The organism is Variovorax cryoconiti, assembly GCF_051216395.1.
GTDB lineage: Bacteria > Pseudomonadota > Gammaproteobacteria > Burkholderiales > Burkholderiaceae_C > Variovorax.
Map to the genome: position 1 here is coordinate 220917 of NZ_JBPJZI010000009.1, position 25375 is coordinate 246291.

General features: G+C 66.2%; 22 protein-coding genes. 10 read left to right on the forward strand and 12 right to left on the reverse strand.

What is annotated here, in order from left to right:
* Positions 1-34: 34 nt before the first annotated feature.
* From ACSFA2_RS20735 to argH, 3 genes are read right to left on the reverse strand one after another with little or no spacing between them, the layout of a single operon-like run.
* The gene (locus tag ACSFA2_RS20735) at positions 35-799 is read right to left on the reverse strand and encodes an amino acid ABC transporter ATP-binding protein (RefSeq protein WP_435457212.1); all 765 of its coding nucleotides are present in this window, start codon (positions 797-799) and stop codon (positions 35-37) included.
* A 17-nt stretch (positions 800-816) separates the two neighbouring features.
* Positions 817-1689 (reverse strand): amino acid ABC transporter permease, encoded by an 873-nt coding sequence (locus ACSFA2_RS20740; protein WP_435457213.1) that lies wholly within the window; start codon positions 1687-1689, stop codon positions 817-819.
* Positions 1683-3122, reverse strand: coding sequence for an argininosuccinate lyase (argH, locus tag ACSFA2_RS20745; RefSeq protein WP_435457214.1), 1440 nt, complete (start codon positions 3120-3122; stop codon positions 1683-1685). Before argH ends, ACSFA2_RS20740 begins: the two co-directional genes overlap by 7 nt.
* A 191-nt stretch (positions 3123-3313) precedes the next feature.
* Between argH and gcvA the strand changes: the two genes are divergently transcribed.
* Positions 3314-4228 carry a transcriptional regulator GcvA gene (gene gcvA / locus ACSFA2_RS20750; RefSeq protein ID WP_435457215.1) on the forward strand — a complete coding sequence of 305 codons (915 nt, stop codon included), beginning with the start codon at positions 3314-3316 and terminating at the stop codon, positions 4226-4228.
* A gap of 28 nt (positions 4229-4256) precedes the next feature.
* Here gcvA and speB read toward each other — a convergent pair whose 3' ends face one another.
* Positions 4257-5246, reverse strand: a complete 990-nt coding sequence (speB, locus tag ACSFA2_RS20755; protein WP_435457216.1) for an agmatinase — start codon at positions 5244-5246, stop codon at positions 4257-4259.
* A 224-nt stretch (positions 5247-5470) separates the two neighbouring features.
* Here speB and ACSFA2_RS20760 point away from each other — a divergent pair, with 224 nt between their 5' ends.
* Positions 5471-5746 carry a hypothetical protein gene (locus ACSFA2_RS20760; RefSeq protein ID WP_435457217.1) on the forward strand — a complete coding sequence of 92 codons (276 nt, stop codon included), beginning with the start codon at positions 5471-5473 and terminating at the stop codon, positions 5744-5746.
* 30 nt (positions 5747-5776) lie between these two features.
* Here the strand turns inward: ACSFA2_RS20760 and ACSFA2_RS20765 are convergent, their stop codons facing one another.
* Positions 5777-6406 carry a TetR/AcrR family transcriptional regulator C-terminal domain-containing protein gene (locus ACSFA2_RS20765; RefSeq protein WP_435457218.1) on the reverse strand — a complete coding sequence of 210 codons (630 nt, stop codon included), beginning with the start codon at positions 6404-6406 and terminating at the stop codon, positions 5777-5779.
* A 147-nt stretch (positions 6407-6553) separates the two neighbouring features.
* Here ACSFA2_RS20765 and ACSFA2_RS20770 point away from each other — a divergent pair, with 147 nt between their 5' ends.
* The 4 genes from ACSFA2_RS20770 to ACSFA2_RS20785 are packed head-to-tail and all read left to right on the forward strand — an operon-like array spanning position 6554 to position 13127.
* Positions 6554-7765, forward strand: coding sequence for an efflux RND transporter periplasmic adaptor subunit (locus ACSFA2_RS20770; RefSeq protein WP_435457219.1), 1212 nt, complete (start codon positions 6554-6556; stop codon positions 7763-7765).
* 18 nt (positions 7766-7783) lie between these two features.
* Positions 7784-10954 (forward strand): efflux RND transporter permease subunit, encoded by a 3171-nt coding sequence (locus ACSFA2_RS20775; RefSeq protein WP_435457220.1) that lies wholly within the window; start codon positions 7784-7786, stop codon positions 10952-10954.
* 1 nt (position 10955) lies between these two features.
* A complete protein-coding gene (adeC, locus tag ACSFA2_RS20780; RefSeq protein WP_435457221.1) occupies positions 10956-12410 on the forward strand; it encodes an AdeC/AdeK/OprM family multidrug efflux complex outer membrane factor in 1455 nt (484 codons plus the stop codon).
* Between the two features lie 42 nt (positions 12411-12452).
* Positions 12453-13127 carry a TetR family transcriptional regulator gene (locus ACSFA2_RS20785; RefSeq protein ID WP_435457222.1) on the forward strand — a complete coding sequence of 225 codons (675 nt, stop codon included), beginning with the start codon at positions 12453-12455 and terminating at the stop codon, positions 13125-13127.
* Here the strand turns inward: ACSFA2_RS20785 and ACSFA2_RS20790 are convergent.
* Positions 13078-13950: an aldo/keto reductase family oxidoreductase gene (locus ACSFA2_RS20790; protein WP_435457223.1), complete on the reverse strand. Its 873-nt coding sequence runs from the start codon at positions 13948-13950 to the stop codon at positions 13078-13080. The genes ACSFA2_RS20785 and ACSFA2_RS20790 overlap by 50 nt on opposite strands.
* 103 nt (positions 13951-14053) lie before the next feature.
* On the opposite strand from ACSFA2_RS20790, the gene ACSFA2_RS20795 reads away from it, so the two are divergent.
* Positions 14054-14953 carry a LysR family transcriptional regulator gene (locus tag ACSFA2_RS20795; RefSeq protein WP_435457224.1) on the forward strand — a complete coding sequence of 300 codons (900 nt, stop codon included), beginning with the start codon at positions 14054-14056 and terminating at the stop codon, positions 14951-14953.
* Positions 14954-15035: 82 nt separating this feature from the next.
* On the opposite strand, the gene ACSFA2_RS20800 is transcribed toward ACSFA2_RS20795, so the two are convergent.
* From ACSFA2_RS20800 to ACSFA2_RS20815, 4 genes are all read right to left on the reverse strand, one after another.
* The gene (locus ACSFA2_RS20800; protein WP_435457225.1) at positions 15036-15395 is read right to left on the reverse strand and encodes a hypothetical protein; all 360 of its coding nucleotides are present in this window, start codon (positions 15393-15395) and stop codon (positions 15036-15038) included.
* Positions 15396-15553: 158 nt separating this feature from the next.
* Positions 15554-16012 (reverse strand): hypothetical protein, encoded by a 459-nt coding sequence (locus ACSFA2_RS20805; RefSeq protein ID WP_435457226.1) that lies wholly within the window; start codon positions 16010-16012, stop codon positions 15554-15556.
* A 390-nt stretch (positions 16013-16402) separates the two neighbouring features.
* Positions 16403-16609, reverse strand: coding sequence for a hypothetical protein (locus ACSFA2_RS20810; protein ID WP_435457227.1), 207 nt, complete (start codon positions 16607-16609; stop codon positions 16403-16405).
* 12 nt (positions 16610-16621) lie between these two features.
* Complete coding sequence (locus ACSFA2_RS20815) at positions 16622-16747, reverse strand: YHYH domain-containing protein (RefSeq protein WP_435457228.1); 126 nt, start codon at positions 16745-16747, stop codon at positions 16622-16624.
* 240 nt (positions 16748-16987) lie between these two features.
* Between ACSFA2_RS20815 and ACSFA2_RS20820 the strand changes: the two genes are divergently transcribed.
* From ACSFA2_RS20820 to ACSFA2_RS20830, 3 genes are all read left to right on the forward strand, one after another.
* Positions 16988-17251 carry a hypothetical protein gene (locus ACSFA2_RS20820; RefSeq protein WP_435457229.1) on the forward strand — a complete coding sequence of 88 codons (264 nt, stop codon included), beginning with the start codon at positions 16988-16990 and terminating at the stop codon, positions 17249-17251.
* A gap of 32 nt (positions 17252-17283) precedes the next feature.
* Positions 17284-19281 carry a hypothetical protein gene (locus ACSFA2_RS20825; RefSeq protein WP_435457230.1) on the forward strand — a complete coding sequence of 666 codons (1998 nt, stop codon included), beginning with the start codon at positions 17284-17286 and terminating at the stop codon, positions 19279-19281.
* 106 nt (positions 19282-19387) lie between these two features.
* Positions 19388-21385 carry a sensor domain-containing diguanylate cyclase gene (locus ACSFA2_RS20830; RefSeq protein WP_435457231.1) on the forward strand — a complete coding sequence of 666 codons (1998 nt, stop codon included), beginning with the start codon at positions 19388-19390 and terminating at the stop codon, positions 21383-21385.
* Between the two features lie 1135 nt (positions 21386-22520).
* On the opposite strand, the gene ACSFA2_RS20835 is transcribed toward ACSFA2_RS20830, so the two are convergent.
* Both ACSFA2_RS20835 and gapS1 read right to left on the reverse strand, forming a co-directional pair.
* Positions 22521-23171: a FlxA-like family protein gene (locus tag ACSFA2_RS20835; protein WP_435457232.1), complete on the reverse strand. Its 651-nt coding sequence runs from the start codon at positions 23169-23171 to the stop codon at positions 22521-22523.
* Positions 23172-23491: 320 nt separating this feature from the next.
* Complete coding sequence (gapS1, locus tag ACSFA2_RS20840; RefSeq protein WP_435457233.1) at positions 23492-25072, reverse strand: GapS1 family protein; 1581 nt, start codon at positions 25070-25072, stop codon at positions 23492-23494.
* Positions 25073-25375 lie beyond the last annotated feature (303 nt).

Below are 25375 nucleotides of genomic sequence, written 5' to 3' on the forward strand. Positions count from 1 at the left end.
GGCTCCGGTGGGTCAAAGAAAGTGAAGAGAAGGCTCAGCCGCGAACGGCGGAAATGAACTCGCGGGTGCGCGGGTGTTGCGGGTCGGACAGGACCTGGGCGGGCACGCCGGTCTCGACGACCTGGCCTTTGTCCATGAACATCACGCGCGTCGCCACGTCGCGGGCAAAGCCCAGCTCGTGCGTCACGACGACCATCGTCATGCCGCTGGTGGCCAGGTCGCGCATCACCGACAGCACCTCGCCGACCAGCTCGGGGTCGAGCGCCGAGGTGGGCTCGTCGAACAGCATCAGCTGGGGCCGCATGGCGAGCGCACGGGCGATGGCCACGCGCTGCTGCTGGCCGCCCGACAGGTCGATGGGGAAGCCGTCGCTCTTGTGCGCCAGGCCGACGCGCTCGAGCAGCGCCCGCGCTTCGGCGACGACCTCGTCGCGCGGGCGGCGCTGCACGCGCAGCGGGCCTTCGATGACGTTCTCCAGCACCGTCAGGTGCGGAAACAGGTTGAAGCGCTGGAACACCATGCCGGTCTTCAGCCGCTGGCGTGCGATCTCGTTTTCTGACAGCGCATGCAGCTTGTTGCCGGCGCGCCGGTAGCCGACCAGTTCGCCGTCGACCCACAGCGCGCCGCCGGTGACGGTCTCCAATTGGTTGATGCAGCGCAGGAAGGTGCTCTTGCCCGAGCCCGACGGGCCGATGACGCACAGCACCTCGCCGGCGGCGATGTCCAGCGTGATGCCTTGCAGCGCGGCGAAGTCGCCGAAGTTCTTGCGCAGGTCGACCGCGCGGACGATGGGGGCCATGGTGTTTTCCATCGCGTTCACTGCCGGGCCGAGGCGCGACCGGCGCCCCGTGCGAAGCGCGCTTCGACGCGCGACTGCAGCAGCGACAGCACCGTCACCACCACGATGTACCAGATGCCGGCGACGATCAGCAGCTCGATCACGCGGGCGTTGGCGTAGTAGATGTTCTGCGCGCTGTGCAGCATCTCGGCGAACTGGATCACGCTGGCCAGCGAGGTCAGCTTGATCATGCCGACGAACTCGTTGCCGATCGGCGGCACGATCACGCGCATGGCCTGCGGCAGGATGATGCGGCGCAGCGCCAGCAGGCGTGGCATGCCGATGGACTTGGCCGCTTCGTACTGGCCCACGTCGACCGACAGCAGCCCGGCGCGCACCACCTCGGAGGTGTAGGCGCCCTGGTTGATGCCCAGGCCCAGCAGTGCGGCGAGGAAGGGCGTCATCACGTTCACCGTCTTGGCCTCCCACAGCCCGGGGATGCCGAGCGTCGGGAACACCAGCGCCAGGTTGAACCACAGCAAGAGTTGCAGGATGACCGGCGTGCCGCGGAACAGCCACACGTAGCCGCGCGCCACCCAGCTGAGCACCGGGTTGCTCGACACCCGCATCACCGCCGTGACCACGCCGAGCGCGATGCCCAGCGCCATCGCCAGGATGCTCATGACGATGGTGTTGACCAGGCCGGTGAGGATCGACTGCGCCGTGAGGAAACGGCCGACGTAGGACCATTCGATCTTGCCGCGCGCGAAGGCGTTGAGCACGAACAGGATCGCGACCACGATCAGTGCGGTGGCGATGTAGCGGCCCCAGTAGCGGCGCGGCACGTGCTCCAGGTGCGAGATGTCGGTGAAGGCGGCGGCGCCCGCCGGCGACTTGTCCGCGCTCAGCATCGCGGCCCCCGGTAGTCGGCAGCCCAGGCAGCTTGCTTTGCGAGCACCGCCTTGAGCCGTGCGATCTGCTCGGCCACGCGCGCCGGTGCGGTGCCGCCGTGGCCGGTGCGCGCGCCGATGGCGGCTTCGAGCGTCAGGTGCTTCAGCACTTCCGGCGTCAGGCGCGCATCGACCTCGGCCAGCATGGCCGGCGACAGCGCGCCGAGTTCGATGCCCTGCGCCTCGCAGAACTTCACCAGCGCGCCGGTGATCTCGTGCGCTTCGCTGAAGGGCACCCCCGACAGCGCCAGCCAGTCGGCCACTTCGGTGGCCAGCGTGAAGCCCAGCGGTGCGTGGCGGCGCAGCTGGTCGACGTCGACCCGCATCGTGCGGATCATCCCGGCCATCGCGGGCAGCACCAGCGACAGCGTGTCGATGCTGTCGAAGGCCGCGCTCTTGTCTTCGGCCAGATCACGGTTGTAGGCCAGCGGCAGCGACTTCAGCGCCGACAGCATGCCCACCAGGTTGCCGATCAGCCGGCCGGCCTTGCCGCGGCTCAGCTCGGCGATGTCGGGGTTCTTCTTCTGCGGCATGATCGAACTGCCGGTGCAGTAGCCGTCGTCGAGCACCACCCACTGGAACTGCCGCGACGACCACAGCACCACCTCTTCGGACAGGCGCGAGAGTTCCACCGCCAGCATGCTGGTGATGAACAGGAACTCGCACACGTGGTCACGTGCCGCCACCGCATCGATCGAGTTCTCGCACGGCGCGTCGTAGCCCAGCTCGGCGGCCGACAGCTCCGGCGATCGGCAGATGGCCGAGCCGGCCAATGCGGCGGCACCCAGCGGCGAACGCGCACTGCGGCGGTCCCAATCGATCAGCCGGTCGACGTTGCGCCCGATGGCCTGGGCATGCGCCATCAGGTGGTGGGCGAACACGATGGGCTGGGCCGGCTGCAGGTGGGTGAAGCCGGTGGACAGCGTTCCGATGTGCTGCTCGGACTGCGCCACCAGCGCGCCCTGCAGCTCGCCGATGGCGGTGGCCAGCGTGCGCGCCTTGTCGCGCAGGTACAGCTTCAGGTCGTTGGCGGCCTGGTCGTTGCGCGAGCGGCCGGCGCGCAGCTTGCCGCCGATGGGTCCGAGCCGCTGTGTGAGCACGCGCTCGAGGAAGGTGTGCACGTCCTCGTCGGCTTCGATCGGGTGCAGGTCGCCGGCGACGTAGGCGTGTTCGACCTCGTCGACACAGGCCAGCAGTTGCGCGAGCTCTTGCGCGTCGAGCACGCCGGCGCGCTGCAGCTCGCGGGCATGAGCGCGGGAGCCGGCCAGGTCGTAGGGTGCCAGCCGGAAGAAGCTGGGTTCGGACCGGGACAACGCCTTCAGCGCCGCGGAGGGTTCCGACTTGAAGCGCGCGCCCCAGAGGCGTTTGGTGGAGCTTGCGTCGTGGTTGTCCATGCAGGGCCTTCGTAGAGATGGGCGGATCGTAGTGAGGAACCCGGGGCCTGGAAACCGAGAATTAAGCGAGGATGGGCGATCAAAAATCTCAGCATCGTTCGCCGCGCCACGTGCCCGAAACCGCCGCAAAAACTGGTTGTGGCCTGAACCTTGCATGCGTGACGGCCCCCTCGAAAAAAGAAGAACATCCCATGCTTGAACCCGGGAAGCGACAGAACGGAAGGAACCGCCTGCCGCCCTTGAACGCCCTTCGCGCCTTCGACGCCACCGCGCGGCACCTGACGGTGGTGAAAGCCGCCGACGAACTCCATGTGACGCCCAGCGCGGTCAGCCATCAGCTGCGCACGCTGGAGGAAGCGCTGGGCGTGCAGCTCTTCAGCCGCAACAAGACGCGGCTCAAGCTCACGCCGCACGGCGAGGCGCTGCTGCCGTCGGTGCGCTCGGCCTTCCAGATGATCGCCTCGGCCGCCGCCAAGCTGGGTGACCCGGTCATGGGCGGCAATCTGGTGGTGTCGACGCCCGTGGGCCTGAGCTCGCGCGTGCTGACGCGCCACATCGGCGAGTTCCTGGCGGCCTACCCCGACGTGCAGTTGAAGATCATCGCGTCGAACGACGACAAGGAGGTCTATTCGCCCTCGGTCGACCTGTGCATCCGCTACGGCACCGGCATCTGGCCCGACCGCGAGGTGCGCCTGCTGACCCACGTGGAGCTATTTCCCGTGTGCAGCCCGGCCATGATCAACGGCCAGCTGACCGTGCGCTCGGTCGACGAGCTGCGCAGCCATCCGCTGCTGTGCGAGGACGGCGGCACCGAATGGACGCGCTGGCTGCTCAGCGCCGGCGTGCCGGTCGAGGGCTTCCGCATGACCGAGATGGGCAACGCGCACATCGCGATGGAAGCCGCGGTGCACGGGCAGGGCGCCGCGCTGGGCGACAGCCTGCTGGTGGGCGACGACCTGGCCGAAGGCCGGCTGGTGCGGCTCTTCGAGCGCAGCGTGCCGGCCAAGCACGCCTACTACATCGTGTGCCGCAAGGAGGTGTGCGACAGTCCGCTGGTGACGGCCTTCACCGAGTGGATCGCGGGCAAGGTGCGCAGCGACGCTTGATGTGGTGTGTGGTGCGCTGCGGCCGACGTCAGGCGCGGTACGCCACGCCCGGCATCACGCACAGCATCTCGTAGGCCAGGTTGGCGCCGACCAGGGCGGTCGTGCCCTGCGGGTCGTAGGGCGGCGAAATCTCGACGATGTCGGCACCGACCAGGTTCAGGCCGCGCAGGCCGCGGATGATCTCCAGCCCCTGCTGCACCGTGAGCCCGCCGATCTCCGGCGTGCCGGTGCCCGGGGCGAATGACGGGTCGAGCCCGTCGATGTCGAAGCTCAGGTACACCGGGGCATCGCCCGACAGGCCCGCCACGCGCTCGACCACTTCCTTCATGAGCGGCGCAAGGCTCTTGTGCCAGCACTCCTCGGCCTGCACCACGCGAAAGCCTTGCTGGCGGCACCAGTCGAAGTCGTCGGCGTGGTAGCCGGTGCCGCGCAGGCCGATCTGCACCACCCGGTTGCAGTCGAGCAGGCCTTCTTCCACTGCGCGGCGGAAGGGTGTGCCGTGCGCGATCTTCTCGCCGCCCATCGTGTCGTTGACGTCGGCATGCGCGTCGACGTGCACCACGCCGATCGGGCCGTAGCGCTTGTGCATCGCCCGCAGGATCGGCCAGGCGATGGTGTGGTCGCCGCCGATGGTGATCGGCCGGCAGCCGTTCGCGATGATCGCGTCGTACGCGGTCTCGATGCGGTCGATGGAATCGAAGATGTTGTACGCGTTGGTCGCCACGTCGCCGATGTCGGCCACCTGCAGCGAGTCGAAGGGCGCAGCCCGCGTCGCCATGTTGTAGGGCCGCAGCAGCACCGACTCGCTGCGCACCTGGCGCGGCCCGAAGCGCGCGCCCGAACGGTTCGAGGTGCCGAGGTCGAAGGGCACGCCGACGAAGCAGGCGTCCAACCCGTCGGACGTTTCCTGGAACGGCAGCCGCATCATCGTCGCGATGCCAGCGAAGCGCGGCACGACGTCGCCGCCCAACGGCTGGTTGAGGGGCTTCTTCTCGGTGGTGGGGAGGGCGTTCGACATCTCGGTCATTTCGATGAATGAGGTGGATGTTAGGGAGAACACCCGATGGCGCGGATCAAAAAACTCAGCATGCGGGCTTAGATTTCGTCCCGCCATCGTGGCCGTCATCGCCGCGGTGTGCGGACCCGCCTACGCGGGTGTGCCGCATCCGCCGGCTCGCGCGTGATGCGGCGTCGGCGCAAGGTCGTGACCCACCCAATCCCACCTGATGCAAAGGACACGCCATGACGCCGACCCCCGAAAAGACCACGCCTCCCCCGCCCACGACGAAGAAAGACATGGACGAGGCACTCGCGGGCGACCGCGGGTCTGCCTCCGGCCGGAACATCGAGCAGAACCGTGCCATCGGTCAGGACGATCCGGTGAAGGGAAGCCGCATGGGCCGCGAGCGCGACAAGGCGGACGGCTATCCCGGTGCAGGCGACCCGGGCGATGGCGAAGGCACCGATGCGGTGCAGGCCACGGAAGGGACGCCGCAGAAGCCCGAGTCGCAAGGGTGATGCGCCGCTGCCGATGAGCGGCAGCATGCATCAGGCCTTGCCGTCGGCGACACCGGGGCGCGGCCGATAACCGGCGAGAAAGGTGTCGAGGGCCCGGGCGACCGCGCCTCGTATCTGCGCCTTCGACAGCTTCTTCTCGATGCCGAAAAGGCGCGGCGTGATCGTCTCGGCGTCGAGCAGCGCCATCAGGTGATGCGCGGTGACGATCGGGTCGCTGCGTCGCAATTCGCCTCTCTCCATCTGCAGTTCGAGGAAGCGCCCCAGCTCGGTGATGCCCTTTTTCGGTCCGCCCTCGAAAAAGCGCAGACCGATGTCGCTGCGTCCTGATTCCGCAACGATCGCGCGCCGTGCCTGGATCGCCGACTCCTGGCAGAGCACGGCGAGCGCGCGCTCGCCGAAGCGCTGCAGCGCCAGCGAGAGGTCGTCCTCGTCGCTTTCAAGCGCCGCGAAGATGCGATCGAAGTGGTGTTTGGCTGCACCGCTCATCACCTCGATGAACAGATCCTCCTTCGAGCCGAAGTAGCCGTACAGCGTCGCCTTCGAGCCACCGACGCGGGCCGCGATCTCGGCCATCGACGCGCCTTCGAAACCTGATTCGAGGAAGACCTGCGACGCGGCCTCGAGGATCGCATCTCGCTTTGCTTCGGTTCTAACTCGCATGGGGTGGTCTCCTCATTGGCTCCTCATTTCTGTACCAGAGTGTTCAGTATTGCTTGACGGGACCGCCAAGTCAACTTACATTACCGTACAGTACGGTATTTTTAAAGCCGAATTGCTCTTGTCCTGAAGCCTCTCCCGGAGATCGCCATGCGTCCTGTCGCCACCTACAGCTCGACCCTTCTCGCGGCGCTTGCAGCCGCCTGTCTGCTCACCGCCTGCGGCAAGCCGCCCGGCGGTGCCCCGCCGGCAGCCGGCACTCCTGTGGTGGGCGTGCTCACGGTGCAGCCGCAGCGCGTGGCCCTGAGCACCGAACTGCCGGGGCGCACCGTTCCTTTCCTGATCGCCGACGTGCGGCCGCAGGTCAACGGGATCGTCAAGACGCGCAATTTCCGCGAGGGCAGCGACGTCAAGGCGGGCGCCGCGCTCTACCAGATCGACCCGGCCACCTACAAGGCGGCCTACGACAGCAACGTGGCCGCGCTGGCCAAGGCGCAGGCCAGCCTGAAGACCACGCGGCTGAAGGCGGACCGCTACAAGGAACTGGTCGCCATCCAGGCGGTCAGCCAGCAGGACTACGACGACGCCGCCGCCTCGCTCGGCCAGGGCGAGGCCGACGTGGCCTCCGCCAAGGCCAATGTCGAGACCAGCCGGATCAACCTGGCCTACGCCCGCGTCGACGCACCCATTTCCGGGCGCATCGGCAAGTCGAGCGTCACGCCGGGCGCGCTGGTCACGGCCAGCCAGACCACCGCGCTCGCCACCATCCAGCAGCTCGACCCGATCTATGTCGACGTCACCCAGCCCAGCGCGTCGCTGCTGCGCCTGAAGCAGGCGATGGCCCGCGGCGACCTGCAGCAGGCCGGCGCCAAAGCCGCCAAGGTGACGCTGATGATGGAAGACGGCAGCACCTACCCGCTGGAGGGCAAGCTCGAGTTCTCCGACGTCACGGTCGACCAGAGCACCGGCGCGATCACCTTGCGTGCGGTGTTTCCCAACCCGAAGGCCGATCTCTTGCCCGGCATGTACGTGCGCGCCGTGCTGCAGGAAGGCGTGAAGGAACAGGGCCTGCTGGTGCCGCAACAGGCGGTGTCGCGCGACAACGCGGGCAAGCCGACCGCCTATGTGGTGGGCAGCGACAACAAGCTGCAGCGCCGCACGCTCGAAACCGACCGCGCCGTGGGCGACCAGTGGCTGGTGCGCGGCGGTATCCAGGCGGGCGACCAGCTCGTGGTCGACGGCCAGCAGAGTGCCCGGCCGGGCGCCGAGGTCAAGGTCACGCCCTGGGCGCCGAAGCCGGCGGACGGCGCGGTCAAGGCCGCAGCCGCACCTGCCGCCGCCAACACCACCGCGTCGAACTGACCCGCGCGAAAGACCGTCATGGCACGTTTCTTCATCGATCGCCCCATCTTCGCGTGGGTCCTCGCCATCATCGTGATGCTGGCCGGGGTTCTCTCGATCTTCACGCTGCCGATCGCGCAGTACCCGAGCATCGCGCCGCCCGCCGTCGCGATCAGCGCCACCTACCCCGGCGCCTCCGCCAAGACGCTGGAGGACACCGTCACCCAGGTCATCGAACAGAAGATGAAGGGGCTCGACCGGCTCAGCTACATGGCCTCGACCAGCGAGTCCTCGGGCCAGGTCACCATCACGCTGACCTTCGAGAACGGGACCGACCCCGACACCGCGCAGGTGCAGGTGCAGAACAAGCTCTCGCTGGCCACACCGCTGCTGCCGCAAGAGGTGCAGCAGCAGGGCGTGACGGTCACCAAGTCGGCCGCCAACTTCCTGAACGTGCTGGCCTTCACGTCCGAAGACGGCAGCATGAACGGCTCCGACCTGTCGGACTACGTGGCGGCCAACGTGCAGGACGCAATCAGCCGGGTCGAAGGCGTCGGCGACACCACGTTGTTCGGCGCCCAGTACGCGATGCGCGTCTGGCTCGACCCGGACAAGCTCGCCAACTTCAGCCTGACGCCGATCGACGTCAAGACCGCGATCACGGCGCAGAACGCCCAGGTCTCCGCCGGCCAGCTCGGCGGGTTGCCCGCGACGAACAACCAGCAGATCAACGCCACGATCACCTCGCAGACCCGGCTGAAGACCGCGCAGGAGTTCGAGGACATCCTGCTGCGCACCCAGACCGACGGCTCGCAGGTGCGCCTGCGTGATGTCGCGCGCATCGAGCTCGGCCAGGAGTCGTACAGCACGGTGGGCCGCTACAACGGCAAGCCGGCCGCCGGCCTGGCGATCAAGCTGGCCACCGGCGCCAACGCGCTCGACACGGTGAAGGCCATCGACGCCCGGGTGGACGAACTCGCCAAGTTCTTCCCGCCCGGCATGAAGGTGCAGAAGCCCTACGACACCACGCCCTTCGTGCGCATCTCGATCGAAGAGGTGGTGCGCACCCTGATCGAGGCGGTGGTGCTGGTGTTCCTGGTGATGTACCTCTTCCTGCAGAACTTCCGCGCCACGCTGATCCCGACCATCGCGGTGCCGGTGGTGCTGCTGGGCACCTTCGGCGTGCTCTCGATGTTCGGCTACACCATCAACACGCTGACGATGTTCGCGATGGTGCTGGCCATCGGCTTGCTGGTGGACGACGCCATCGTGGTGGTGGAGAACGTCGAGCGGGTCATGACGGAGGAGGGCCTGTCACCGAAGGAGGCCACGCGCAAGTCGATGGACCAGATCACCGGCGCGCTGGTCGGCGTGGCCCTGGTGCTGGCCGCGGTGTTCGTGCCCATGGCCTTCTTCGGCGGCTCGACCGGTGTGATCTATCGGCAGTTCTCGATCACCATCGTGTCGGCCATGACGCTGTCGGTGCTGGTCGCGCTGGTGCTCACGCCAGCCCTCTGCGCCACCCTGCTCAAGCCGGTGGCCAAGGGCCACGCCATGGCGACCACCGGCTTCTTCGGCTGGTTCAACCGCAGCTTCGACCGCGGCAACAGCCGCTACCAGGGCGTCGTGCGCCACATGCTGGGCAAGGGCTGGCGCTACATGGTCGTGTATGCGGTGCTGCTGGCGGCGGTGGTGTTCGGCTTCATGAAGCTGCCGGTGGGCTTCCTGCCCGACGAAGACCAGGGCACGATGTTCGTGCTGATGCAGCTGCCGCCCGGCGCCACCGCCGCGCGCACCGACGAGGTGATCCACCAGGTGGAGCATCACTTCCTGGAAGATCAGAAGGACGCGGTCGCCGGCGTGTTCGCCGTGTCGGGCTTCAGCTTCGCCGGCAGTGGCCAGAACACCGGCTTCGCCTTCGTCAAGCTCAAGCCCTGGGACGAACGCAAGGGCGATGCACTGAGCGTGACCGGCGTGTCGGCCAAGGCCAGCGCCTTCTTCGCGACGATCCGCGATGCCAAGGTCTTCGCCTTCGCGCCGCCGGCGGTGGCCGAGCTTGGCAACGCCACCGGCTTCGACCTGATGCTGCAGGACCGGGGCAACCTCGGCCACGCGGCGCTGATGCAGGCGCGCAATCAGCTGCTGGGCGAACTGTCGAAGGACAAGCGCCTGGTGGCGGTGCGGCCCAACGGCATGGAGGACACGCCGGAGTTCCGCCTGGAGATCGACCCGCACAAGGCCGGCGCCCTGGGCCTGACGATGGCCGACATCAACGACACCTTCTCGGCGGCCTGGGGCAGCAGCTACGTCAACGACTTCATCGACAAGGGCCGCGTGAAGAAGGTCATGCTGCAGGCGGACGCGAAGTACCGCATGCTGCCGGAGGACATCGACCGCTGGTACGTGCGCAACAGCGCCGGCACCATGGTGCCCTTCACGTCCTTCTCCAAGGCGAGCTGGACGTCGGGCTCGCCGCGGCTGGAGCGCTACAACGGCGTGCCGTCGGTGGAGATCCTGGGCATGGCCCTGCCGGGCACGGCCTCGAGCGGTGAGGCCCTGGCCATCGTCGAGGCCGCGGTGGCCAAGCTGCCGCCGGGCATCGGCTACGAATGGACCGGCCTGTCGCGCCAGGAGAAGGCCTCGAGCGGCCAGACCGGCGTGCTCTATGCGCTGTCGATCCTCATCGTGTTCCTGTGCCTGGCCGCGCTCTATGAGAGCTGGGCGATCCCGTTCTCCGTGATCATGGTCGTGCCGCTCGGCGTGTTCGGCGCGCTGCTCGGGGCGATGCTGACCTGGAAGATGAACGACGTGTACTTCCAGGTGGGCCTGCTCACCACCATCGGCCTGGCGTCGAAGAACGCCATCCTGATCGTCGAGTTCGCGAAGGACCTGTACGAAGAGGGCATGGGCCTGGTCGACGCGGCGCTGGCGGCGGTCCGCATGCGCTTGCGCCCGATCCTGATGACCTCGCTGGCCTTCATCCTGGGCGTGCTGCCCCTGGTGCTCGGCAGCGGTGCCGGCGCCGGTGCGCAGCATGCGCTGGGCACGGCGGTGATCGGCGGCATGCTGTCCGGCACCGTCCTCGCGATCTTCTTCGTGCCGCTGTTCTTCGTCCTCGTGGTGGGGCTGTTCAACCAGCGCAAGCCGGCCGCGCCGGGCGCTGCGACCCCCCATGGCCAACCGGCTGCGGCCGCTTCGGAAGGTGTCTGACATGTCCCGCCTCACATTCGCTCCCCTGGCGCTGGCCGTCTTGCTCACCGGCTGCAGCCTGATGCCGACCTACGAGCAACCGGCGGCCCCGGTGGCGGCGACCTTCTCCGGCGACACAGGCCGTGCCGCCACGACACCGGTGGCCGAGATCGGCTGGCGCGATGTCTTCACCGACCCGTCGCTGCAGCGCGTGATCGCGATGTCGCTGGTCAACAACCGCGACCTGCGCGTGGCGGCGCTCAACATCGAGAAGGCCCGCGCGACCTACCGCGTGCAGGATGCGGCGCTGTTCCCCACCGTCAACGCCAGCGGCAGCGGCAGCGGCAGCCGCACACCGGGCGACCTGTCGATCAGCGGCCAGCCGACCGTCTCGCACAGCTACAGCGCCGCGCTGGGTTTCAGTGCTTACGAGCTCGACCTGTTCGGCCGGGTGCGCAGCCTCAATGCCCAGGCGCTGGAGCAGTTCTTCTCGACCGCCGAGGCGCGCCGCAGCACGCAGATCAGCCTGGTGGCGGAGGTCGCGACGGCCTGGCTCACCCTGGCCGCCGACCAGGACCAGCTCAAGCTCGCGCAGGACACGCTCGCCAGCCAGAGCAACTCCTACAAGCTCAACCAGCGCAGCTTCGAGTTGGGCGTGGCTTCGCAACTCACGTTGCGCCAGCAGCAGACCAGCGTCGACACCGCGCGTGTCGACGTCGAGCGCTACACCGCGCAGGTGATGCAGGACCGCAATGCGCTGGTGCTGCTGGTCGGCGCCGACCTGCCGGACGACCTGCTGCCGAAGTCGCTGCCCGACGGCGCGACGGCCGCGGCCAACCCGCTGGCCAGCATCCCGCCCGGCCTGCCGTCGGACCTGCTGCAGCGCCGCCCCGACATCCTCCAGGCCGAGCGCGACCTGAAGGCGGCCAACGCCAACATCGGGGCCGCACGCGCGGCCTTCTACCCGCGCATCAGCCTGACCGCCTCGGCCGGCAGTTCCAGTGCGAGCCTGTCGAACATGTTCAAGGGCGGCTCGGGCACCTGGAGCTTCTCGCCGCAGATCTCGTTGCCGATCTTCGACGGCGGCGCCAACCAGGCTGACCTCGACATCGCCAGGACCGAGCGCGACATCACCGTGGCGCAGTACGAAAAGGCGATCCAGACCGCCTTCCGCGAGGTGTCCGACGCCCTGGCGCAGCGCAGCACGCTCGGCCGCCAGCTCGAGGCGCAGCAGTCGCTGGCGGATGCCACGGCCGACAGCTACCGCCTGTCCGACGCCCGCTTCAAGCGCGGCGTCGACAGCTACCTCAGCGTGCTCGATTCGCAACGCTCGCTCTACACGGCGCAGCAGAACCTCATCACCACGCGGCTGTCTCGCTTCACCAACCTCGTGACCTTCTACAAGACGCTGGGCGGCGGCTGGGTCGAGACGACGGGCACGCCGGTGGCCACGGTGTCTGCCGCCGCGCAGCCTTGATCGGCCGCGACGCATGCCGCAGCATCTCACCGAGTCTGCACCGTGGTGAGACACACCAAGGCCGAAGCCGACCGCACTCGCACCCGCGTGCTCGAGGCCGCGCTCGTGGCCTTCGCGGAGGGCGGCGTGCGCACCACCACGCTGGAAGACGTGGCGGTGCGTGCCGGCGTCACGCGCGGCGCCGTGTACTGGCACTTCGCCGACAAGGCGGCGCTGGTGACCGAGCTCATCGAGGGCGTGCGCTGGCCGCTGGACATCGGTGCCGACGTGGCGGCCTACGAGGCGCATCCGCAGCCGCTCGAACTGCTGCGCGAGCAGCTGTGCCGGCAGATCGAGCGCTGCATGGCCGACCCCTGGCAATCGCGCGTCGTGAAGATCGTGCTGCGTCATGGCGTCCAGTCGGAGTTGCCCGTGCCAGCCATGGCGCGCGTGGAAGGCGCCCTGTCCGAGACCGTGTGGCACCTCGGCCGCGTGATGACCATCGCGCACCGCCGCCATCAGCTGCGTGCCGGCCTGCGCCCGGCATCGGTCGCACGGTGCCTGCATGCGGTCGGCATCGGCGTCCTGTCCGACTATGCGAGCGAGGCGGCCACCGGGCGGCAGAACGCCTCGCCGCTGTGCCTCGAACTGTTCATGGCCGGCGCCGGCAGCGCGGAGCTCGCTCGCTTCAGCGACGCGCCGACAGACCGTTCAAGATGGCCAGATCGTCATCGCTGAGTTCGAGCGCCGCACTCGCCTGGTTCTCCCGGAGATGCGCAACGGAGGACGTGCCGGGAATGAGCAGGATGTTCGCTGACCGGCGCAGCAGCCAGGCGAGCGCCACCTGCATCGGCGTCGCCCCCCGCCGCGCGGCCACGTCGTTGAGCGCGCCCGACTGCAGCGGCGTGAAGCCACCCAGCGGGAAGAAGGGCACATAGGCCGTGCCGCTGTCGGCGAGCTGGTCGATCAGGGCATCGTCATCCCGATGCACGAGGTTGTACTGGTTCTGCACGCAGACGATCGACGTGATGGTGCGGCCCTGTTCGATCTGCGCCGGCGTGACGTTGCTCAGCCCGATGTGCCGGATCAGGCCGCGGCGCTGCAGTTCGGCCAGCGCCGTCAGCGGTGCTTCGATCGACCCTTCGGCCGGGCCGTGCACGTCGAACATCGCGCGCAGGTTCACAACCTCGAGCACGTCCAGGCCGAGGTGGCGCAGGTTGTCGTGCACCGCGCGTTCCAGGTCCGCCGCGGAGAAGGCAGGCTTCCACGAGGCGTCGTCGCCGCGCACGGCACCGACCTTGGTGACGATGACGAGATCGTCGCGGTAGGGGTGCAGCGCTTCGCGGATCAGCTGGTTGGTGATGTGCGGCCCGTAGAAGTCGCTGGTGTCGAGGTGGTCGACGCCGAGGGCGATGGCTTCGCGCAGCACGGCGAGCGCGGCGGCGGTGTCCTTGGGGGGGCCGAACACGCCGGGGCCGGCGAGTTGCATGGCGCCGTAGCCCAGGCGATTCACAGTGCGGGTGCCCAGGCGGTAGGTGCTGGCGGGAGCGGTGCGAGTCATGGTGCGGTCCTTCGAGTAGTGGTGTGCCACGAATCTAGAAGCGCAGTCGCTGCGCGACAATCCATTGCAATCTGCACAGGCTGTGCAGAAATCGGGACAGTCCATGGACGATCTGGCAGACCTCACCGCCTTCCTGGCCGTCGCCCGCGAGGGCGGCTTTCGCAATGCCGCAAGCGTGGCCGGCACCAGCGCATCGCGCCTGAGCGACGCGGTCCGCCGGCTAGAAACCCGGCTGGGTGTCCGGCTGTTGCATCGCACCACCCGCAGCGTCGCGCCGACCGATGCCGGCGCGCGCCTGCTGGAGCGGCTCGCGCCCGCGCTCGGCGAAGTGCATGCGGCGCTGGACGTGGTCAACGGCTTTCGCGACCGGCCGGCCGGTCGCCTGCGGCTCAATGTGCCGGTGAGCGCCTCGCGGCTCGTGTTGCCGCGCATCGTGCCGCCCTTCCTTGCGAAGTACCCGGACATCTGCCTCGAGGTGATCGCGGAAGACCGCTTTGTCGACGTGCTGGCCGAAGGCGCCGACGCGGGCATCCGCTACGAGGAGCGGCTCGAGCAGGACATGGTGGCCGTGCCCATCGGCCCGCGCGTGCAGCGCTTCGCGGCCGCCGCGTCACCGGCCTACCTCGATCGCCGCGGCCGCCTCGCGCATCCGCGCGAACTGCTCGGCCACGACTGTTTGCGCGGGCGCTTCTCGAGCGGAGCCATGCCCGCGTGGGAGTTCGAGCGCGACGGCGAATCGGTGAAGGTCGACACGAAGGGACCGCTGATCGTCGGCCTGGGCGCGACCGTCGACCTCGCCGTCGACGCGGCGGTGGCCGGCAGCGGAGTTATCTATCTCTTCGAGGATTGGCTGCGCCCGCACATCGACCGCGGCGAACTGGAGCCCGTGCTGGAGCCGTGGTGGCCGAGCTTCTCGGGGCCCTTCCTTTACTTCTCAGGACGACAGCACCTGCCGGCGCCGCTGCGGGCGTTTGTGGACTTCGTGCGGGAGATGGGGCACTGAGACGGAAGCGCTCGAATTCGGACTGATGCTGGTGCCTCAACCGGGCCCATCAATGCCCTCTTGGGTTGGGTGTATGGTTTGGTCAAGTGCTAACCAAAGGTCTCATCTTGTCAATGGTCACATCGATGGCTACGAGAAGCGCTTCTTCCTTGAACATCTTTCTCGAACGTTCAAGAATTGGAATGATTGCAAACGCGTACTCTGGGAAGTGCTGTAGCTCATAGATTCCAGCCAGTTGCTGAGTCAGCGCCACATCGGTTCCTTGTGGCCCGAACGCCGACACGATGCGCATCAGGTCATGGAACAGCTCATACCGTTTGGTTTTTTCATCGCGGTTCCGTTGATCCAAGTACTTGTACAAGCCGAGAAGGGACGCGACAGCCGTTCCGAACACGGTGATTAGTGCCAGGTACTTCAGAAGAATATCAAGGGTTTCAACCACGATGTGCAGGTGGGAAAGTTAATTGAGCTTGGTTTAAGCAATGCCTTGAGCTTGAGCGCCGGTGATTCACCCCAAAGACTGGAGAGCCAAATGATCGACCCACGAGATATCAGAACTCAAGTGCCGCCATTCAGGCCGCCGCCACCGCGATGATGAGGCTAGGCTACGAGCTGCGCCAGCCATTGACCTGGAGTCAAAGCACGCACACTCGTCTCCCGATTTGTTGCCCTTAAAGTTGCGTTGAATGCCGGTACCGCCAAGATACCGAAGCCGATCGGTGCTTCGCGTCGGAGGTCGGCGAGAGCCATTACTAGGCCTTCCGTTGAGCCGCCGTCGAGCCGCGCATCCAGGGTCAAGTAGTTGCAACGTGCCACTCTGTGACGCTCGGCTTTGACGGAGGGCTGCACTAGCAACGACACCGCGGCGCAAGTAGCTAGCGCGACGCCAGCCGTCACCACCGACTTCGGCGAGTCATTTAGGGCTGCGAGAGCAGCGCTTGATCCACCTACCAGTTGAACAAAGTTGAGCAAAACGTCCAAACGACTGTAGAGGCGCTCGCACAACAAATTAAACCAATAGCCATACTTGAGGTCGAATGAAAGGTCGTCTTTTTCCATAGATTCCTCACTCGCGGGCGGAAACTCCGCCTGGTTGCGGACCGCTGGGACCGCCTGGAATTTTTTCTGGTTCCTCCCGTTTGGGGCGAAACGGAGGGACCTGAGTTTGAGGCTCGCGTGGATGCGTCATCATGAGAGGTTCCTCGATGCTTCTCGCGGGTTGCGGGATTGAACCATCGTAGCGCACGCGCTAAAGCAGGACAAACATCGGAAGGTTTGCCGCTCGCGTACCTCTTCGTGTGCCCCCAAAGCCCCGTCTCGTGCCCCCTGATGTGCTCCAGGGCATTCCGGCTCGTGCATATTCAAGCGGACGACATCGGACGCTAAAGGCGGCCCTCCAGAGGGAGAAATGCAAAAGTCCGGACATCGGAGGATGCTTCCAGACTTTTCTCAGCGTCGTCCGCCCACGTAACGGCCACCCTTGCCACTTCGACCGGAACCGCCGACGCGATGACTTCCCTTGCGATTGGCGGCCTCGATGGAAGGTGCCGTGATACCGGCCGAGCTGGTGAGTTGCTGGCGCAGCGAGGTCTCAACAGGTGCAGCGCCGACGCTGCCGGACACGCTGAGCAGCAAGGCGACAAGTGATGCATTCATGGTGTGTCGCCGTCAGTGGCAGTGATAGGTGCCGCTCTTGCGATCGTGGTGGCAACCGTTCTTATCGGTGCCGCCCGAATGCGCCAAGGCGCCGACGCTGAAGGCCAGGGCGGCCAGTGCCAGGATCGTTTTCTTCATGGAAGTCTCCTCACCCGAATTGGGTGCTGGCAGTCTGGGACTGTCACCGAAATGTTTCCTAAGGATACGCGTGTGTCGATGCCAACTTGTGCCTGAGATCGGCACTTTCCTCTGATGGATGAACGGCGGAGCGTGCCCGAAGTGCGGCGCTGCCTACGTTAGAGCGCCGTGTCCGCCGGCTCGAAGCTCGCCCAAAGTCGGCGCAAGGTGTGCCTATTCACCCATGACAAAGGACCTGCCATGACATCGACCCCCGGCAAGGCAACGCCTCCCGCACCCACGACGGCAAAAGATATGAACGAGGCCCGCGCGGGCGACCGCGGACCTGCCTCCGGCCGGAACATCGAGCAGAACCGTGCCATCGGTCAGAACGACCCGATGGACGGAAGCCGCATGGGCCGCGAACAGCACAAGGCCCGCGACTACCCGGGTTCGGGCGAGGCGGGCGATGGTCAGGGCACCGATGCGTGGCAGGTCGCCGAAAGGGCGAACGACAAGCGATAGCGGCAGCGATGCCTGGCGCAAAATTGGGCGCCATGCCCCTGACCAAAGCGCTCGCCTCACTGGCGGTCTGTCTCACCGTCGGCACGGCCTTTGGCCAGGCCCCTGCTGCCGCGCGAAGCGGGCCGGCGGATGCGGAGATGCCCGGCGATGTGCTGACGAACGGTCGCGTCGATGCGGCCAGGTATCGTGCCACGGCCGCCGCCATGGGCACGGAGGCCGGCATCGCCTACCGTTACGGGCCGAGCGCCGCGGAGATCGGCTATCCCGCAACGACGGTCACCTACGGCAAGCGGCCCGACAAAAGCTACGACCCGATCTCGGTTCGGCTCGGCTGGAGCAATCGCAGTTGCGTGTCGCCTGGCGGCTGGTGCGGCACCTGGCAGATCGGCCGCGCGCCTTCGAAGGAGCCGGGCGACTTCAGTTCGTCGATCGTGAACGTGGGCTACGTGCCGGATGCGGTGCCTCCGCCGTCGTTCTTCCAGAAGAAGTACTTCGGCGTCGCCAGCCTGCAGCAGTTCGGCATCGCGCACGACGTGGTCGCCGTGAAGCCAGAGCATTCGTGGACCACTTACGACGGCCTCGCGCGCGACGGTGGCGCCAACGACGGCAACATCGAGGCCGCGGCGCATCACATCGCCATGGACCAGAAGCCGGTGGCGGTGGGCAAGTGCTACGGCCGTGGCGGCTGGTGCACCAACTCGATCGCCGTCTTCGCCAACGGCTGGCTGATGGGCGTTGGCTCCAACACCGCGCACAACCGCATGCGCGTGAAGCTGGCCGACGGCAAGGTGCCGACCGCCATCGCGATCACCAACAGCGGCGAGTTCGCGCTGGTCACCGTCTGGGACACGGCGGCGGTGCGCGGCCAGGTCGCGGTGGTGGCGCTGGCCGACGGCTGCCAGTGGTGCGACCCCGCCAAGGAACGCGACTGGGGACGCAACTGGGGCAGCGCCCGGCGCGTGTATCACGGGTTCCCTGGCCTGGGCAACTACATCGCGGCCAAGGTGATCGGCTACGTCGACCTGCCCGACACCTTGAAGGCTCCCACCGAGATCAGCGTCAGCACCGGCAAGAGCCACGGCGACTACGAGATCGTGCGCGACTTCTGGGCGAACGACATCGATACCGCCGAGAGTCGGGCCAGGTACTTCGACGGCAACGAGCGCAGCCGCGCTGTCGCGCGCACCGGCATGGCGGTGGTGATCAGCAAGAACGAGAAGCGCGCCGCCTTCGTCGATCTGCGGCCGCTGTTCCAGTACTACCGGGCCCAGTACCTCGGCCAGGACCAGGCCAGATGGAATGCGCTGATCGCCAACCGCGGCGAGGCGTCGAACCAATGGCCCTACGCCTTCAGCGTCGCACCGGCGCAGGTGCCGACCGTGGTGAAGGTGGTCGATCTGCCGGCACCGCCCACGGCCGTCAAGCTGGGGCTCACGGCGCCGTACCGCGCCTTCATCGCCACGCAGGAGGGCCGGCTGCGGGTGTTCGACCTCGGCACCGCCTACCTCGACCAAGCCGGCAAGGCCGTCGGCAAGCCCGCCGACATCGTCGAGAGGTTCGCGGTCGAGGTCGGCAGGAACCCCACCGACATCACCTACGTCAAGGAGCGGGGCTGGAACGAGACCACGGCGCTGTTCGGGCCGCTGGGCCTGAAGCACGACCGCTCCTACTGGGTGACCTCGCGCGGCGAGCGCAAGGCGCAACTGATGAGTTTCGACGCAACTTTCGGCAGCGCAAGAATCGTGAAGACCCTGGCCGACAGCCGTATCGTGGATCCGATCGCCTCGGACGATGCAGCCAACCACGGGACCGAGAGCTACGTCCTCACGCTGGCCGACTACGGCGGCAAGGCGGTGCGCAACTACCTCTACGGCCCGGTCATCGCCTGGACCTACGGGACACAGGACGGGTGGACCATCTGCCCGGCACCGGCCGGCTGCACGCTGCTCGACGGCAAGCCCTTCGAGTATGGCGGCGGCTACGAGCTGCCGGGCAAGCCGTTCCACGCGGCGGGGGCGAACATCAACTGATCTGGCGTGCCTCGGTAGCGCCGTCGTGGTACCTCCAGCCGATCTGCGCGGCATTGTCGAGGTGGAGAGAGTGGCTGCTTCAAGGCACGGGCGTAGCATGCCTGCGATGAACATCGCCACCCGCCCGACTCGCCGACGTCTGGGCTGGATCCACACGCTGAAGTTTCAGATCGTCGCCATTGCCGTCGCGGCCGCGGCGGCGGCAGCCGTCGTCACCGCCCACTTTGCGTTCATGACCACCGAACGCAACATGGCGCAACTGCTGGTGCAGGGCGAAAGCGACGACGTCGAGCGCACTGCGACGCTGCTGGGGACCAAGGTCGACATGCTGCGCGACGCCCTGAAGGCGGCGGCGCGGCAGTCCCCTCCCGAACTGTGGGCGGACCCCGAGGCGATGCGGCGGCACCTGCTGGCCAACTCGGCACTGGGAGCGCTGTTCGAGGTCGTTCTCGCCGCCCGGCCCGGTGGCGAATTGCTCGGGCGCATCTCGCTGGGCAAGCTCTCGTCGGATCTGCCCAACATCGGAGATCGCGCCTATTTCCAGCAGGCGCTGCGCACCGACCAGCTTGTCATCTCCGAGCCGCTGGCGGCCAAGCGTGTCAACACGCCCGTGGTCATCATGGCGATTTCCGTGCAGGGCGGCGGCGAGGTGTTGGGCGTCCTCGCCGGCGTGTTGACGCTCCGTTCGAACAACCTTTTCTCCGAGGCGGCGCGTGCGGGCCGCGAGGAAGCGTCGCGCGTGCTTGTCATGAACCGCCAGGGGGTGTTCATGGCCCACACCAACCCGGCGCGCATCCTGGGGCATGCGGCCGACGAGCCGGGGCTCTCCGACGCATTCGAGCGCTGGCGCGCCTCGGGCAGCTCGATAGACACCATCGGCACGACCAGTTTGAGCCAGGGGCATCTGGTGGCGATGGCTGGCATTCCCGACACGGATTGGACTCTCGCGCGCCTGACCCCATTGGCGGCGGCGCTCGCGCCGGTGGCGGCCGCCCGCAAGACCGCTTGGACGTCCGCCGCCGGGGTGGCGCTCGTGGCAGCGGCGCTCTCCGGCGGCCTGGCGTGGCTCATCACTCGCCCGATTTCCCGGCTTCGCGCGCGCGCCAGCGTCTTGCTGTCGGAGGGCGAGGTGTCGGTAGAGGATTGGCCGCACGGGCGAGGCGAGGTGGGCCAGCTCGGACGAGCGTTCGCGCGGGTGGTCGAGCAGCGCCACCAGAAGCAGGCGGAGACCGACGCCCTTCTCGCGCAAATCGAGGCGGTGCTCGACCATGCCGACATCGGCATCGCACTCACGCGGGATGGTCGGTACGAGATGGTGAGCCGCGAGTTCTGCGAAGTCTTCGGGTTCAAGAAGGGCGATCTCGTGGGCCAGCCCGCGTCCATCATCTATCCCACCCAAGAGGCTTATGAGGCGCTCTCCGCGCGGGCGGGCCCCGCCTTCATGCGCGACGGAGCGTTCAATGGCGAGGTCGAACTGGCGCGCTTCGGAGGCGAGGTCTTTTGGGCCCGGTTGCGTGGACGGGCCGTGGCGCCGGGAGACCGCTCCAAGGGAACCATCTGGACGGTGGAGGACATCACGGCGTCTCGCGCACAGCGCGAGCGCCTCGCCTGGACGGCCAGCCATGATTCGCTGACCGGGCTGGCCAACCGCGCCGCTTTCGAGGAGACGCTCGAAGAGGCCACCGCGCGCGCGGCTGACGAACCGTTCTGCGTGATGTTCATCGACCTGGATCACTTCAAACAGGTCAACGACACGGGGGGTCATCCAGCGGGCGACGTCCTTTTGCGGGACGTGGCGCGCGCGTTGACAGGCCAGGTGCGCCTGGCTGACATCGTGGCCAGGCTGGGCGGCGACGAGTTCGCCATTCTGCTTCGTGGATGCCCATTGCCACGGGCTGTGCAGGTTGCGGAAAAGCTGCGTCAGGCGGTCGAGGACTATCAGCTGGTGTGGGAAGGCCACTCGTTCGGCGTGGGCGCGAGCATAGGACTGGTGGCCGTCGACGCCTCATTCAAAGACGCCGCGGCTGTCCTGAGCGCCGCCGACTCAGCCTGCTATGCGGCCAAGGCGAAAGGGCGGAACGCCGTAGCGGTTTTTTCTGCGTAGCTCGGACACCACCTCTGGGCTACTCCGGCAAGCATGTTGGACGCCGAATGGGACGCGAGATCTACGACGCCCGCGGCAATTGCCTTGGCGAGGTGATCAACCTCAATCGGTTGATGGCCAACGTGGAAAAGGAAGCGTGGCGAGGCAACGTGTTTGCGCCTGCAGCGACGAAGGGTTCGGTCGTCCGGCAGCCGTCCAAAGAGGCGCAACCAATCTACGCTGACCACCAGGACTTCCCCGACGCCGCTTCGTTTTCGCCACCGATGACGTGGTGCAGATCTCAGGAGCCCGCCGCCTATGACCGGGTTGCGAGGGAGATCAGTGACAGCACCAGGGCGAGCACCAGGCCGACGACGAGGGCCGCTTCGCCCCAGACTCGGTCGCGCCTTGGCCGGCTCGGTTCGTAAGAGCGGAAGCGTGCTGCGGGCCGAGCTTCTCTCTGAGGCTTGTCGATCCACCAGCCGAAGTTGGTATCCCAGTCTTTCTCGTGCGGTGATGGCGAACTCATGTCATCAAGTTTAGCTACGCCGCTGACATTTGGTTAACCAAAGTATTCATTCGTGCGAGGCGTGAGCAGTAGTTCACATGCGAGCGCGAAGCGCCGTACAGATGCTCGATGTTGGGTCCCCCGCTGTATGCGCTCGCCCAACACAATGCTGAATTCGCCATGGGGCTCAGCCCGCATGGTGTCCGCCATGCCCCAGGGGGGACACATCAAAGGAGGGTTACGAGCATTGCTCGTCGCCCACGCAGAGCGCGTCGCGCGTAGCTGCGAATCCAGCAGTTCGGTGCCGAGCGCGCGGCAGCGGCCTAATGGGGTGGTCTGAGAAGAGTGGCCTGAAGCTGACGGTACGCCTCCAACACTTCGGCCCGCGCTATGGGGTCGCCCGACTCCATCCGAAGGATGGCCTGGGCATAGCGGTCAGTGGCGGCGTGCCACTCAGCTTGGTCGTGTGTGCTGACGTTCATTTGCTTTCTAGCCTTTACGTGAGCTGGGAGTGCTGTGTTTACACCCGTCCTGCCAAGAGCCGTTTGATGGATATCAAGGAGGAACTTTCTGCAACGCGTGAAACAGGTCCGACGTCAGCCGCTGCGGCTGTTGATCCACTCGACCACGGATCCGGCCGGTGCTTGGTCAGACATAGATATCAACCTGCGTGCGCAGCGCACCGCCCACGGTATCGACTGACTTGGACCGCTCGGCCTCTTGGGAACGAACCTGTGCCATTTGACGCGCGGTGCTGGCTTCAGCCTGCTGGCGCTGCAGGTCCGAGATCTGCTGCTGGATCATTTGCATCTGCTGCGCGAGCAGGTCCAGCTGCATCTTGATTGCGTCTCGCGCGGGGCCTTCAGGCGCCCCAATCAAGGTCGACTGCGTGTCCTGGATCTGCTTCTGCAACACGACCAGCTTCTTCTGCAGCGCCGCGATCTGACTGCCTGAGTTACCGCCGTTGCCGCCTGCAGGGGTCGCTGCTGCAGAGCCAATTGCCTGGACCATTGTGTTTTCTTCCTCACTCAATATGTGAGTTCCTATCGGCACTTCAGTGATGGTTCTGAAGGGCTGACGCGCGGACATCGGTTGAAGCACAGAAAACCCGCTACACCGGGGGTGCACGGGCTTCTGATGTTCGGTGATCTGGCCTGATCCGGCCTTGTGGTGCCTCGACAGGAATCGAAAATCAGGCGGCAGACCGCATGAATGCTCAACTTTGGTCGAAGCAAAGGGCGGCACACCATCAAAAGTACCCGCGAATCTGAAAATGCCCCGCCGTTGCGTCTCACCCACGGTCACCATCTTGGTTGAGATGGTTAGCAGCTACGTTGCGTTCTATAAGCAAACTCGATGCCGCGACGCGGAAAAACGCCAGGAAGGGCTTCGAGGCGGCGCGGCCACGTACAGGGGTGTCAAGGTCTGCTCGGAGTAGTCGTCCCGGGTGCCGGTCACGTGGAAAATCTTGATGCTTTTTCTTGAAGGATGGGCATCTCAGACAGCAGTTTGCTTATACGGCGCTATCCGCTCGCACGAACTTCGGCTGTCGGCTCGTTGCGGTTACCCCGCCTTCTCAGAAGCGGTCGCCCGGACATGACTTCCCAACTATCGCTCGTTCAGCCCTTCGGGTCGGCGGAATTGATGGAGGCCGAATTGCCTCCAAGCGCAGCGAAAACCCGCGCCTCAGCCGCCTCTCGCGCTTCCCGCAGCACCAAAGACTGCGACCAGCGCGTGGTGTACTTCCCAAGGAAGTCTGAGAAGAGCATGCGGGCTGATTGTCCGTTCTGATTTGCTACCGCAGACTCCTTCAATAGCACGGATAGATTGACTTCGCCCGCGGCGACACAGCCCATGGTGTTTTCGAAGTCGTCGATGGAAAGGATGAAGATGTTCGAAAGGGGGAGCCGCTGCTTCGCGTGCTCGTCCGGATAGTCGAATGCCCCCGGCTCATAGAGCCGCTGGAGCGCATTGCCACCGCCGATGACAAGGTCTCGGCTCGTGACGAGCAGCAGGAAGTCTTGTTCTGCGGCGAACCGCGAGCCAAACCCGTTTGCCGCATCTCGCACCTGCCCGCCGACGCGCCAGCCCTGTTTGATGCCCTCGCGCACCCTTTTCGTTTTGTTGAAAATGGCCGTCTGGTTGTCCTGTAGGACCACGTCGTCTGCGAACAAGCTCATTTTGGCTTCGACGAAGATGTTGCAGCCCTCACCTTCGAGAATGACTTCGACGGAAGGGGCATTAGCGCCCATCGATTCCTTGTAAGCGGCTTCGTCTAGGGCTGCCATTCCGCATCCAATGGCAAGCTCCGTCACATATCGCTCAAACACCAAGCTGAAGGAGTCGATGTATTCCTTGCCCAGCTGCGACAGGCGGAGGTGCACTGCGTCGTCCAGGCCGCGTGCGAAAACCAGCGGATGCCAGCAGTGGAGCGTGCCATCGCGCAGCCGCAAAAAGGGGAAGCGACGTAGGTACGGAAACTCATAGAGTTCCTGTTTTCCGCGTATACGTTGTGCGGCATCTCCCTGCAACTCAGCTCGCAGCCCGAGCAGGTCCCGCACGAACAGCTCATACATGCGGTCGACAGCCGCCCCGTAGGCCGGCCTCCACGGCGAAAGCCAATCGGAACCAAGAGGCATCTTTCCGTCGAGGACAGCCGCGTAGAGAGCGTACGCGAGATCGATAAAGACATCTGGTTCCATGCCCATCACTTCCCGGAACTGCCGCCGGCTCGTGCTTCCCCGGTCAAGTCGCGCGTATAGAGCCGGCCACCGGAGAAAGCCCCAGGTCTCCGGCCGCTGGAACTCGATCTGGACATGGAGAATTGACCGCAGCATCAGCCAGACATTCGTGTTTTCTTTGGCGCCCACCCCCGTGCCTTGCAGCTCCCATAACTGCTGGCGCAAGCGGTCGAGTTCCCCTTGCGGTATCGGGGGACCCACGCGGAGGCTTACACGGTTGTCCTGCAGCGCCCACTTCACGAGTAAAAGCGTCAGCCACGGTGCGCTGCGCAGCTCTTCGATTTCCGGCTTGGGCGGGTTCCACATCATGTGAAGCGCCAAATCCACGATGGACGTAGCGCTGTACCGGCGCAGGCGATTGATGATGGACCTGTGCGCCTCTTCGATGCCTCGTTTGGGCAGAGGGGCTACGGCCGCGGCCAGACGATAGACAAGGGGCGGCTTCGGTGCGGTGGTCATGGAAAACTAGAGTTTGTCGACAGGCTGACCGCTGTGGCCAGGACAGAAGCCCACCATCGTAGGCATTCATGACGAAATGTTGCTAGCCGATGCGTGCCAGCTTATTTGGTGTGGAAGGGGTTGCGCCGGAGCCGCGCAGCGCAATCCCTTCCGGGACAGCCGGGCGCAACCCCTAAAAGTGGCGTATGAATCGCCCCGGATTCCCTAGACACTGTTGAGCCGTTGGGAATGGCGTCGTTCGAACTCTACCGGCGAAGTATCTCCGGCAGTGCCGTGGCGCCGCTTTGGGTTGTAGAACATCTC